The following is a 13,851-nucleotide window of genomic DNA, read 5'->3' on the forward strand; positions in this document are numbered from 1 at the left end:
GGTCTCAGGTGGCAGGTTTCAGGTGGCAAGTTGCAGGTTTTTATATATTTTAGCGTCTTTAAGTGACCTGAGACCCGTAACCTGAGACCCGTGACCTGGAACCCGTGACCTGGAACCTGAAACCTGGAACCTGGAACCTGAAACTTGAAACCCAAATAGAACCATGTCCCAATGAACTTTCCCCAAATAATGACCGATCTGAATAAAAAGATCTACCACCCGGTATATTTTTTATGCGGCGAGGAGCCTTATTTCATTGACCAAATCTCGGATTATATCGAAGAACATGTTCTGGCAGAGGACGAAAAGGCATTCAACCAAACCATCCTGTATGGCCACGACAACGATGCGGAGAGTATCATATCCATAGCTAAAAGATATCCGATGATGGCCAGCCACCAGGTGGTGATCGTCAAAGAAGCCCAGGATATACGTAAAGTTGAAGACCTCCAGTCCTATATTGAAAATCCTTTGAAATCAACTGTTCTTGTCATCTGTTATAAATACAGGAAGATCGATAAACGGCGGAGTTTATTCAAAGCGGTGGAAAAGAACGGGATCTTTTTTGAATCCTTCAGGCTCTATGAAGATAAAATACCTGACTGGATCCGTGCGTACCTGCAGCAAAAAGGTTTCACCATTACGCCAAAAGCAGCCATATTGTTAACCGAATACCTCGGCACTGACCTTACCCGGATTGTAAATGAACTGGAAAAACTTCTGATCAACATACCGGCGCCGACACAGATCACCGAAGACCATATCGAACAACATATTGGCATCAGCAAAGACTACAATGTTTTTGAACTGCAGAAGGCACTGGGCAACAAAAATATCTTAAAAGCCAACCAGATCATCAATTATTTTGCAGCCAATGAAAAAGATAATCCGCTGGTCAAAGTGGTATCCATTCTGTACGGTTTCTTTATCAAGGTTCTGATGTATCATCACCTGGCCGACAAATCAAAGAATGCTGTGGCGACAGCGCTGTCGGTCAATCCCTTTTTTGTACAGGATTACTCCAATGCGGCACAAAACTATTCCCCTGCTAAAATAACGACAGTCATCTCCCTCTTGAGGGAATATGATCTTAAATCAAAGGGAGTTGATAATGTGACTACCCCGGATGGCGGTCTTCTGAAAGAGCTGGTTTACAAGATATTGCACTAGCGTCATTCGCCGGCTGATGCATACATCCTTTCGATCAGATCCCTGTATTTTCCCTCCAGGTAATTCCGGCGCAATTTGAGTGTAGGTGAAAGATCGCCATCTTCTACTGTCCATGGTTTATCGAGCAATTCAAATTTTTTGACCTGCTCAGTCTTGTCAAGCTTTTCATTGGTTTCATCCACTTCGCGTTGTATCCTGGCAATGATACGTTGATTATGAATGGCATCGCTGTCGGTGGTGTATGTTATCTCCTTAACACGGCACCAGGAGCGGAGATGTTCAAAATTCGGAATGAGAATGGCTGAGGTAAAGTGGCGGTTCTCACCAATGACAAGGACATTCTCAATAAATGGCGATTCCTTGAATTTATTTTCTACAACCTGCGGAGCGACATACTTACCACCGGATGTCTTGTACATTTCTTTCTTCCTGTCGGTAATTTTCAGGTATCTACCATCTTCAAAGGCACCGATATCACCGGTGTGAAACCATCCGTCAGTGTCAATCACCTTTTTAGTTTCATCAGGATGTTTAAAATAGCCCAGCATGATATTGGGCCCTTTGCAGAGGATTTCGCCGTCGAAGGCAATTCTGACCTCGACGCCGGGAAGGGGATACCCGACAGTGCCGAACTTCACACCATCAGGTTTAAAGTTCGAAACCGCAATAACTGGCGATGTTTCGGTGAGACCATAGCCTTCCATCACCTTAATTCCGGCAGCACGGAATACTTTGGCCAGACGCATCTGCAGTGTGGCGCCGCCCGAAACGATAGTGTCCAGCTTCCCTCCCAAGCCCTGGCGCCACTTGGAAAAGACCAGACGGTCGGCTATTTTCAATTTAAAATGATACCACCAGCCATTGGCATTATTCAGCTCATATTTATAACCGAGATTAACAGCCCAGAAGAAGATTAATCTCTTCAAGCCTTTCAGGTCCCTGCCTTTTGCCATGATCCTGTTAAATGACTTCTCGATGACCCTGGGCACGGCACAGAAAATTTCAGGGTGTACCTCGCGGATATAATCGCCCAGCTTATCGATACTTTCGGCATAGTGGATGGTTATGCCATTATTCTGGTACATATAATTGAGTATGCGTTCATACACATGGCAAAGTGGCAGAAAACTCAGCGCATGATCCACCATGTTGTCTTTCAAAATCTCTGACAGCGCCAGGAAGTTGGTGATAAAATTCCAGTGTGAGAGCATTACTCCTTTAGGCCGCCCTGTTGTTCCGGAAGTATAAATGATGGTAGCCAGGTCACCGGGGAGGATACCTTGTTTTATCTGCTTAAGTAAGGCATAGTCTTCTTCCGTTCCGGTGGTGAGTAATTCCTTCCAGTTCCTCAGACCATCGATCGCATCAATAGAGTACACGTCTTTTAATGTCGGAACATCTTTCAACACCCCTTGTATCCTGCTGTAAATATCCATGTTGGAAACGACGATCAGTTTGACTTCTGCCTCGTTGAAAATATATTTGAAATTGTCGGCGCTGATGGTCGGGTAAACAGGCACCTGTATAGCTCCGATCTGCATGAGCCCCATATCGAAGAAATTCCAGAAAGGACTGTTATTAAGGATGGTGGCTACGGTGTCGCCTTTCTTTATCCCCAGCGAAAGCAAACCTGTGCTCACCTGGTCGACAATTGACACGTAATCGGATGCGGAAAACTTTTTCCATTCTCCATTTTCCTTGTGCAACAGAGCATCTGTCTTGCCGATATACTGTTGCCGGTATTGATCCAGCAGATCAAAAATTCGCGTCATGTTGGTCATAGATGATATTTTGGGTGATGATGAGATTAAAGGTCGTCTGAAATATTGAATATCCTGGCAATGATATCTTTATATTTTTCACAGATCAGCTCTCTTTTTAACTTAAGATTAGCTGTGAGGTCGCCCGATTCGACTGACCATTCGTGGTCGAGTAATTCAAATTTTTTTATATGCTCTGTAGCGCCAAAAAAACTGTTGAATTTTTCAACCTCTACCTGGTATCGTTTTTTTATCACAGGCAGCTTGATGATGTCTTCGTTTGTGGTATAATCGATGCCTTTAATCCTGCACCATGACTTCAGGTGTTCGAAATCGGGAACGATGAGGGCAGCAGCAAACTTCTGATTTTCACCGATGACCACCAGGCTGTCGATGAATGGTGATTCCTTGAATTTATTTTCTATCGGTTGTGGGCTGATGTATTTCCCAAAAGATGTTTTGAAAATTTCTTTTTTCCTTCCGGTAATCTTAAGAAATTTCCCATCCTCAATAACTCCCAAGTCTCCGGTATGAAACCAACCTTCCTGATCGACAGCTTCACGTGTCATTCCCGGTTCCTTATAATACCCAATCATCACATTCGGGCCTTTACAAAGGATCTCTCCATCATCGGCAATTCTGACCTGTACATCTTTGATCACAGGTCCCACTGTTCCGAACTTACGGCCACCTTTTACCAGATCATTTACAGTGATGGCCGGTGACGTTTCCGTCAGGCCATATCCCTCCAGAACGGGTATTCCGGCAGCAGTGTATATACGTGCCAGGCGTGGTTGCAAGGCAGCACCTCCCGATACGATGACCCTGAACCTGCCGCCAAGGGCTTCCCTCCATTTGCTGAAAACAAGTTTGTTAGCCAGTTTTAAACGCATCTCATAGTACCATCCATTAGCACTATCCGGTTCAAACTGTAATCCAAGGTGAACAGCCCAGAAGAAAATCATCCGCTTCAATCCTTTTAATTTCAATCCCCTGGCAATAATGGTATCATAAATCTTTTCCAGAAGGCGCGGAACAGTTGTGACAATGTGCGGCCTGATGTCTTTGATGTTATCGACGATGGTACCGAAGTTTTCAGCATAATAAATTGATGTCCCCTTATAATGGCAGGTATAATTGACCAGCCTTTCATAAACATGACACAATGGCAGGTAACTGAGTGCTTTACAGAATTCATCAACGGGAAAAATGTGATATACCGCTTTAAAATTGCTGATCAGATTATTATGTGAGAGTAAAACACCCTTGGGCTGGCCTGTGGTGCCGGATGTATAGATCAACGTGGCCACATCATCAGGGGTGATGCTCTTTTTAATTTCCTCCAGCTTGCCAGGCTGCTGGTTTTGCCTGCCCAGTTCGACCAGTTCACTCCAGTGTTTCAAGTCCGTAGTCTTCCTGAAAGCGTAGACGCCTTTTAAAGAAGGAATGTCAGGCAGGATATGCTCGATCTTACGGAGTATTTCCTTGCCTGAAATGAACACGTATTTGACTTCGGCATGATTCAGTATATATTTATAATCCGCTTCGCTGATGGTGGGATAAATAGGCACATGAATGGCTCCCATCTGCAATATGCCCATATCAAGGAAATTCCACTCCGGTCTATTGTTGCTGATGGTGGCTATCCGGTCACCCTTTTCCACGTCAAGAGACAGGAAAGCATAACTGAGGCTATCTGCAAAATCGATATAATCACCGATCGTATATTTCATCCATTTTCCATCTTCTTTGCCTGCCAGCGTATCATCTTTAGGGGTGAATTTCTCTTTATAATGGGGTAACAAATCAAAAATCCTGGTTACTTCCATAGAATTAGATTTTGGTTACATGGGGTTTCGAAAAAGGAGCGTAAGTTAAAAAAAAATATAGAACAACACATTGCATTATTTTTTATGAAAGAAAATTACGCTGGCCTGGGCTATTACTGATCATTGATCATTGATCACTGAATCATTCCGCTATTTCCAGCGCAATTTCAATCATTTCCCTGAAAGCTGTTTCCCTTTCCGTTGTGGTTGACTTTTCTCCAATAGCAATATTGTCGCTGACGGTCAGAATAGAAAGGGCATTCACGCCGTGGCGGGCGGCGATGGTGTAGAGTGCGGTGGTTTCCATTTCCACCACCAGCACGCCGTAGTCTCGCCATATGTTAAAAGGATCCGACTGTCCGTCTTCATAATAAAAGATGTCGGATGTCAGTACATTCCCGACAGTGACTTTTATATTATGCGTAACGGCATAATCCCATGCTTTTCTAAGAAGGGCGAAGCTGGCTGTTGGGGCATAATCCATGTTGCGGAAGCGCTGCATGTTGAAGTTGGAGTCGGTGGACGCCGCCATGGCCAGGATGACATCCCTGAGACCAATTTTAGGCTGTATAGTACCACAGGAACCCACGCGTATCAGGTTATGCACACCATAATCGCAGATGAGCTCATGGGTATAGATGGCCACCGATGGGATGCCCATGCCTGTGCCCTGCACCGACACTTTTTTCCCTTTATATGTTCCAGTATAACCGTACATGGCGCGGACCTGGTTATAACAAACAGGATTTTCAAGATAATTTTCGGCTATGAACTTAGCCCGCAGCGGATCGCCGGGCAGCAGGACAGTGGGTGCAACATCTGTTTTCGCAGCGTGTATGTGTATACTCATGCTTTACCGTTTTGATTTCAACCATTCCCTGGCATTCACAAAGGCTTCTGTCCAGGGGGATATTTCATCCTTTTTCCTGTCACCGGGATAATAAGCCCATTGCCAGGGGAGCATGGCCCGTTCGATATGCGGCATCATGGCCAGATGTCTGCCGTCATCAGAGCATATAGCCGCCGCTGCATACATCGAGCCATTTGGATTGCCGGGATATTCAGGATAAGTGAATTTGACAGGAATATTATATAAGTGCTCACCTTGCGGGAATTCAAATTGTCCTTCACCGTGTGCCACCCAGATACCCAAGCGGCTGCCGGCCAGCGAACCCAGCATGACAGAATGATTTTCGTGAATAGTGACACCAAGAAATGCCGACTCGAACTTGCCGGAGGCATTCAATAGCATACGAGGCTTTGGCGCACTGTTCGAATGGATCAGCCCAAGTTCCATCATGAGCTGGCAGCCATTGCAGATGCCCAGACTCAGCGTATCTTTCCGGTTGTAAAAATCTTCCAGGGCTTTTTTCGCTTTTTCATTGTACAAGAATGCACCGGCCCATCCCTTCGACGAGCCCAGGACATCGGAGTTGGAAAAGCCCCCGACAAAAACAATGAACCGGATATCCTTAAGGGTTTCCCTGCCGGCGACAAGGTCGGTCATGTGGATATCTTTCACGTCAAAGCCGGCCATATACAACGACCAGGCCATCTCGCGGTCGCCATTGACACCCTTTTCGCGGATGATTGCAGCCTTGATGCCTGATGGTGACCTGCGTTTCAGGTCTATACCGTATTGGCTTGCCTTCCCGGTAAAATGAGCTGGGAAGTTAAAATCCAACACCTGCTTTTTATAGTTGCTGTAACGTTTCAGAGCCAGCTCAGGGCCGCATTGCCGGCGGTCGAACAGATATGATGTCTTAAACCAGATATCACGCAGAGAGTCGATATCAAATGAATAGTTCCTGTCGCCATGAATCACAGCCAAACGGCGATTCATAACAGATTTACCGATAATATGAAATTCTATGCCTTCTTTTTCCAGATAGTCACAGGCACTGGAATCTTTACTGACCTGGATGATAATGCCAGGATTTTCACTGAATAGTAGCCTGATGGTATCCTTTTCCCCGATCCCTGTAAGGTCAATATCCATTCCGATGTGATTACTGGTAAAGGTCATTTCGAGCAGGGTAGTGATCAGGCCTCCTGCTGAGATATCATGGCCCGCATGGATCATCTCTATATCAATGAGGTGTTGTATAGCCTGGAAAGCCCTTGAAAAGTAGCCGGCATCAGCCACTGTCGGCGCAGTCCTGCCCGGCTTATTAACTACCTGTGCCAGGCTGCTGCCACCCAGATGGTAACTGTCGCGTGAAAAATCAATATAGATCATCACCGAATCCGGCTCATCTTTTAATACCGGGCTGATGATTTTTCTGACATCTTTCACCACGCCGGCGGCAGTGATGATCACTGTTCCCGGAGCAATGACGACCTGTCCGCCCGGATATTTTTGTGTCATCGACAGGGAGTCCTTTCCTGTGGGAATGTTAATACCCAGTGCAATGGCGAAGTCGCTGACAGCTTTTACGGCATCATACAGGCGTTTATCTTCGCCTGCATTTTTAGCCGGCCACATCCAGTTGGCGCTGAGCGAAATGCCTTTAAGTCCATCGTCCACCGGCGCCCATACCAGATTGGTGAGAGCTTCGGCAATGGAGAGGCGGGCGCCACTGACAGCGTGGACGAGACCGGCAACAGATGCATGGCCAAGAGATGTTGCAATACCCTTTTCACCCTGGTAATCCAGCGCCACCGCGCCGAGGTTGCCGACAGGCAGTTGCACCACACCCGCTGTCTGTTGATGGGCTACCTTGCCCGTGACCGACCGGTCCACCTTGTTGGTTAGCCAGTCCTTGCAAGCCACAGCTTCCAGCTGTAACACATCTTCAAGGTATTTCTCAAGACAGGAAGGATCATATTCAACTTCATCAAAAGGAATATTGCAATCGATATCCGTGATGATAGTTTTGGGTGGCTTGCCGAACATGTCGTCCAACTTGAGATCCAGAGGTTTCTGATGTGTCACCTTGTCCTCAATGACAAATTTTTGATCACCCGTCACCTCACCGGCAACATATATGGGCGCCCGTTCCCGTTCGGCTATATGTTTCAATAGGTCTACATCTTCACTTTTCAGGACAAGGCCCATACGTTCCTGCGATTCATTGCCGATGATCTCTTTTGCCGACAGCGTAGGGTCGCCGACAGGCAACTTAGACAGATCTATCGTGCCGCCTGTTTTTTCGACAAGTTCCGACAGGGAGTTCAGGTGACCGCCGGCGCCATGGTCATGTATCGACACAATAGGGTTGTGGTCCGATTCTGTCAGAGCCCTGATTGCATTGTATACCCTCTTCTGCATCTCGGGATTAGAGCGCTGCACGGCATTCAGCTCGATCTGGTTGCCATACTCGCCTGTTGCAACAGATGATACGGCGCCGCCGCCCATGCCAATGCGGTAGTTGTCACCGCCCATCACGATGATCTTATCGCCCGCACCCGGCGCATCCTTTTCATGATCTTCATATCTGGCATGTCCTATACCGCCTGCCAGCATGATGACCTTATCATAGCCATATTTCTTCAGTGCGGTAAAATGTTCGAAGGTCAGCAAGCTGCCACAAATGAGAGGCTGGCCGAATTTATTGCCGAAATCGCTGGCGCCATTGGATGCTTTTATCAATATCTCCTCGGGAGTCTGATAGAGCCATGGCCGTGGTTCCGTATACTGTTCCCATGACCGCGTGGGTTCCAGGCGCGGGTATGAGGTGATGTAGACTGCTGTGCCGGCCATGGCTGTGCCACCTTTCCCGCCGGCAATCCTGTCGCGTATCTCGCCGCCGCTGCCTGTTGCCGCCCCGTTGAAGGGCTCTACCGTCGTCGGAAAATTGTGTGTTTCAGCTTTCAGCGACACCACCGAATCGATGTCCCTGACCCTGAAAAAGTCCGCTTTGTCCTGTGTCGCCGGCGCAAATTGCTCAATGCGCGGCCCGCGGAAAAAGGCACAGTTGTCCTTATAGGCCGACACCAGCCTGTTGGGATGCTTCTTCGACGTGAGCTTGATGAGGTCAAAAAGGGAATGCGGCATAGTCTTCCCATCGAGGATGAAGGTGCCGTTGAATATCTTATGGCGGCAGTGCTCCGAGTTGACCTGCGAAAAGCCGAAGACTTCGCTGTCGGTGAGCTTCCTGCCCAGCTTATGGCTCAGCCCTTCCAGATAGGCAACCTCCTCATCGCTGAGGGCCAGGCCCTCCTGGTGGTTATAGGCACCAATATCATCAATATATAAAATGGGATCCGGCAACCGGTGAATGGTGAAAAGATCCTGCGTCAGGCCGGCATAAAGCTGCTGCAGCATGTGGTCGTAAGGATGCTCTTTGGAAGCGACAGGAGAAAACTCCTCAATTCTCATAATCCCAATAATGCCCATGTTCTGTGTGATCTCCACAGCATTGGTGCTCCAGGGGGTGATCATCTCTTTCCGCGGTCCAATAAAATAACCGCCGATTTCCGGCATGTCCAGCCGGGTGACCTGGTCAAATAACCAGCTTAGCTTTTGAAGGTCATTTTGTGATATGATTTCCCGGGTACCAACGGCGAAAATTTTATTCCGGCCTTGAAAGAATAGAATCATCAGTGTTTTTTTAAGAACTCAGCTGTTCACAATGAAATGCAAGTGCAAAGATATAAAAAGGGCTAAATATTATTTTGGTGTGCCAGATAAATTGATTTACCGGCGTGAATGCGAAATGACAACAATTTTTTGATCTTAGGTTTGCTAATATACTTTGATGTGAATAGAGTTGAAGTTCATTGAAAGAGAGAGATGGATAGAGAATGTTTTCTATTTATGTACTTTCTTTTGAGTGTCCAAAAGAAAGTACGAAAGAAAAGGACAGCCTGGGTTTTCGGCGACCCACTAAGGGCTCGATTCCTAAGCCAGCCGAGCCGTTCGGTCGCTTCGCTCCCTCACTTCTCCGTCTGGCTTTTAACGGAATCTTCGCCCAGTGGGTGCCCCGCCTACAAACCCTAAGGCCTTTAAAAAGACACCGCCTCATAAAAATCACGTAAAAAAAATTGAGCACGAAGGCGTTAAAAAATTTATGCTGTTTGACCCCGATTTTAATCGGGGGAATTCATAAATTTTAGCCTGAGTGCTCAATTTTTAGTGATTTTTATGCAGCGGTGACTTTTCTTTGCTTCTTTCTTTGTGTGGCAGACAAAGAAAGAAGAAGAGAAATATGCTAAAAAAGTCTGCATCTATGAGCCAAATCTTTAATTACATAACTATTCAATCTACAGCAGTGCACCCCTCTGGAACACTAAAAGTTATATAAAATAATTTGAACTATTTCTTAATAAACTTATCGCCCCAGCGTTTTCCCAGACACGCCAAACGCTTCATCCTCCTCATTGCCTGAAGGTTCCACATGAACCACCACATCATACACATCCACAATCTTATTTTTGATGCTTTCCTCCACCTTTTTGGCAATAGCGTGGGCTTCCTTCACACTCGCCGTCTCATCCACTTCAATGTCGATAGAGATAAGATAGAGATTCCCCATCTGCCGTATACGCACCTTATGGGGATGATGTGCATTTTCAACCTCTTGAACTGCTTCGAAAACTTTATGATATATCTCCGGGTCCTTCACGCCATCCATCAGCTCGGTGTTGGTGTGCATGAATATGCGGAATCCAACCCGCATGATCCAGAAACTGATGAAAAGAGCAGTGATTTTATCGACAACAGGAAGCTTCAGGATAAAGGTAAAAGTCAACCCTATCAACACGCCGGATGAAATGATGACATCATTCTGCATGTTGCGGCCATTGGCGATGAGCATGGCGCTGTTTATTTTCCGGCCCACCCTGAAGTGGACGATGCTTAGGAACAATTTGCCGGCAATGGAGGCGATAGTGACATATATGGCGAGCATCGTAGGCATGGTGCCTGTTTCGCCCCTGATGATGATGCCGATGGTGGAGATGCACAGCTGGGCGCCGGCGAAGAAGATGATAAAGGCCAGGACAATGGTGGCGATGGTTTCGGCCTTGGCATAGCCATAGGCATATTTATGGTCCGGCGGGCGGGAGATGATGCGGGCAGTGAAAAGGGTAATCCACGATGTGATGATATCACTGGCCGAGTCAATGCCATCGCCTACAACAGCCAAGCTACCCGACAGCAATCCCAGGATGATCTTCGACAGGGACAGAATAGCATTACCTGTTATCCCTATCCACGATGTGCGGATGATCTGTTGCTCGCGATTACGCATAATTAAAATATATCATCAATGCTTCTTTTCACCATTTCCGGATCCGGATGTATATCGAAGACCACTGATGGCTTTAGATAATTGAACTTTTTATTCAGCCTGAAACGTTTCTCTCCTCCGCCGGTGATGTTGAGCATAATGACGGCATCCTTTCCGACCTGATTTTCCTCTATGGCTTTGATGAGGCTGGCGGTGGCAATGGCTGCTGCGGGGTGTATGTCGATGCCTTCAGTCTGTTCAAAAAGGCTGGCGGCAGCGCGTGCCTCGGCATTAGTGGCAATGATCACATCGCCATCGGTGTCGGTAAGCGCATCAAACAACCCTCCTACCAGCGTATAGGGTGGCTTGCGGTTCGACAGGACCTTGGCGTCAATTTCCCTGATGCAGTCGCGGGCGATGGCATCATCCATCGGCAGTATGTCGCGTGAGCCGGCTTTCCAGGCATCATGCATAGGTTTGAAGGGAATGTTCTGCGACACCATCAGCTTCATCTTTTTCTCACCAAACCTTCCGTCTTCTATCAGCCGCAGGTTGGCTTCCCACGCTGCAATGGCGCCGGTGCCGCTGCCTACAGCCTGGAAATAGTAATCCGGTATGCGTCCAATCGTTGTCACTGCCGACAGCACCGTAGTGCCCATGCCATCACGCCGCGCTATATTTTTGGCGCCCCCCTCGGGAATGCACCGCTGATGATTGCACGCCAGGTTGGATAGGTGTATGGCATCGAAATAGTCGCCTCCGGCACAGGTGACAAAAAGTTTCACATCGTCGTTAAGTGGTTCATCGAACCACAGGGCATCGAGGTTATCTTCAGGTACACAGAGCAGCAGCGGAATGTGATTGTCGGAGCACACCCGTGCAAAGGCTCTGGCTGTGTTACCTGCCGACGCCACGACGAGCACCTCACCGTTGTGCGGCTCCAGACGGGCACACACCGAATAGGCTTCGGTTTCTTTAAATGAACAGGTCTTCATGAAGACCCCTTTCTCCGGCCAGTATCCGCTGAAGGTGATGAAAAGGTTATGCAGCCCAAGCTGCTTTGCGAGGCCTTGGCTTTTGTATGTCACCGGTGCAGAAGAATCTTTAAGTATATTCCTTACCGGAAGCCAGTCAGCAAACTTGAAGAGACCAAAACTAGCGTCGCGGATGTATAACTGTTTCTTCTTGAAGACTGCCCTGAGCAGTGAAGGTTTTTCTTCTCCCGGAGCATCAAGTATCCAACCGGTATCTTCGAATAGTCTTCCGGAAACAAGCGATTGCAGGTGGTATTCGGTTCGTTCCATTTGCTTATTCATAATCAACACATCAGGAAATGCAGCGCGCAAAGGTAAAAAAAAGATTAGGACTCCAACCGCCTTTGGCGGGTTGAGTCCTATTAACGCTCTAACTTATAAACCCTCCAGAACTTTGTCCTCTCCACCCAGCCGTTAAAATCATACCGCTTCATCCATTCAGGCAGAGCAGAATAGATGAGTACCGGCTTGTAAGAGGTTCCCCGGAATTCAACAGGTTTCACCGTGACAAAATAGGTAATGGTATCAGGGCCAGGGTTTATCTGGCTGATGGAATCGATCTGTCTGGTGAACAGCTGGGGTCTCCGGTAATAGTACATGTCAAGGCAGCACTGATAGGGATCCTGCTCTTTGTAGTAAACAAGCACTGGTCCGCTTTTAGCGTGGAATAGCTTCTTATATATCGGCATCCGGTCATCGACAGGGCGAAAAATAATCACCGGCAGCAACAGAAAATTTGTAATCCAGAAGGCTTTGATAAAGATTTTTACAAATATGTTCTGTGCTAACTTTTCAACTCTTTTTTGCAGGAGATGATCCCATACGCTGATGATCATGACAGGTAGAAATCCGATCATCGGATAGAGAAAGCGAAGCTCCTTGTGCCCGATAATAAAATGAACCAGCAGAAAAGGTGCAAGAGTCCAGGTGATGATCTCCTTTGGCTTGTAAATAAAATAAAGTACTACAGCAAAAATATAGACCAGGCTGAAAGGAGGAAGTGCAATGATAAATGTTTGTTCGAAATAATACCACCAGGGATGGACTCCGAATCCGGAAATCTTGTCGAAAAGGATATTCTGCTGGAAATAGTTCCATGCTGTCAGTGTCCAATCTCCGTATAGCCAACGGTCGGCCAATATCCCCACGCCAAAAATCAGCAAGAAGCCGAGCGAAAGCATCACCAGGTTTCGTATGCTTGCTTTTTTAATAAACAGGAGCCATGCAACAAAACCGGCGATCATAAAAACCATCTGGTAGCGGAGGATAAAAGAGAGTCCGAGGAGCAGGCCTGTAATAAAGTATTTGGTGATATCCTCTTCTTTTCTCAGGAGGTGCCAGGCAAAGCCGATGATAAACACCCTGCCGGAGAGGGTGTCAGAGGCGAAACGGACGCTGTTATATAATGAAAACCAGAGCAGGAACGAGATTAAAAGGAAGGCAGTGACCAGCTTTTTATCTACTAAGGAAACCGAATAAAGCCGGAAAAGCATATAGATGCTAAGAAATGAGACTGCAGCAGTAAGGAGGCGAAGAAAAAACGTGATGAAGAAGGGATCATTTATCCCCATGAAGGAAAAGGTTTTGTGAACGCCATAAGCAATCATAGGTTGTATAGCCGGCCGCATTTCAGCACCGTATTCCCATGGAAGGTGCGCCGTATCATTCTGTCCCAGCTTCATCGCGGCGAATTCAAGGATCTGGAAATGTTCATCCGGGTGATTATATCCTTCCGAGAACCAGGCAGTCAGAAGAAAAACAAGAGCGCTGATTATATAGATAGTCCTATTGTTCATATGCCAAGAATGGGACTCCAACTACCGTTGGTAGTTTGAGTCCCAGGATTCAAAGGTAAAAAAGATTGGGACTCCAACCACCTTCGGCG

General features: G+C 47.0%; 8 protein-coding genes. 1 reads left to right on the forward strand and 7 read right to left on the reverse strand.

Annotated features, from left to right (window positions below; all coding sequences use genetic code 11):
- Positions 1-171 precede the first annotated feature (171 nt).
- The gene (gene holA / locus NT175_13835) at positions 172-1,170 is read left to right on the forward strand and encodes a DNA polymerase III subunit delta (protein ID MCX6235778.1); all 999 of its coding nucleotides are present in this window, start codon (positions 172-174) and stop codon (positions 1,168-1,170) included.
- A gap of 2 nt (positions 1,171-1,172) precedes the next feature.
- Here the strand turns inward: holA and NT175_13840 are convergent, their stop codons facing one another.
- From NT175_13840 to NT175_13870, 7 genes are all read right to left on the reverse strand, one after another.
- A complete protein-coding gene (locus NT175_13840) occupies positions 1,173-2,951 on the reverse strand; it encodes a long-chain fatty acid--CoA ligase (protein MCX6235779.1) in 1,779 nt (592 codons plus the stop codon).
- A 26-nt stretch (positions 2,952-2,977) separates the two neighbouring features.
- Entirely contained in the window at positions 2,978-4,759 is a 1,782-nt protein-coding gene (locus tag NT175_13845; protein MCX6235780.1) for a long-chain fatty acid--CoA ligase, read from the reverse strand.
- Positions 4,760-4,901: 142 nt separating this feature from the next.
- Positions 4,902-5,609 (reverse strand): purine-nucleoside phosphorylase, encoded by a 708-nt coding sequence (gene deoD, locus NT175_13850; GenBank protein MCX6235781.1) that lies wholly within the window; start codon positions 5,607-5,609, stop codon positions 4,902-4,904.
- Between the two features lie 3 nt (positions 5,610-5,612).
- Entirely contained in the window at positions 5,613-9,302 is a 3,690-nt protein-coding gene (purL, locus tag NT175_13855) for a phosphoribosylformylglycinamidine synthase (protein ID MCX6235782.1), read from the reverse strand.
- Between the two features lie 730 nt (positions 9,303-10,032).
- The gene (locus NT175_13860) at positions 10,033-10,953 is read right to left on the reverse strand and encodes a cation diffusion facilitator family transporter (protein ID MCX6235783.1); all 921 of its coding nucleotides are present in this window, start codon (positions 10,951-10,953) and stop codon (positions 10,033-10,035) included.
- 2 nt (positions 10,954-10,955) lie between these two features.
- Positions 10,956-12,236 carry a cysteate synthase gene (locus NT175_13865; protein ID MCX6235784.1) on the reverse strand — a complete coding sequence of 427 codons (1,281 nt, stop codon included), beginning with the start codon at positions 12,234-12,236 and terminating at the stop codon, positions 10,956-10,958.
- Positions 12,237-12,328: 92 nt separating this feature from the next.
- Positions 12,329-13,762, reverse strand: coding sequence for a hypothetical protein (locus NT175_13870; protein ID MCX6235785.1), 1,434 nt, complete (start codon positions 13,760-13,762; stop codon positions 12,329-12,331).
- Positions 13,763-13,851: the final 89 nt, after the last annotated feature.

It is taken from the genome of Bacteroidota bacterium, from assembly GCA_026391695.1.
In the GTDB taxonomy this organism is placed as follows: domain Bacteria; phylum Bacteroidota; class Bacteroidia; order Bacteroidales; family JAGONC01; genus JAPLDP01.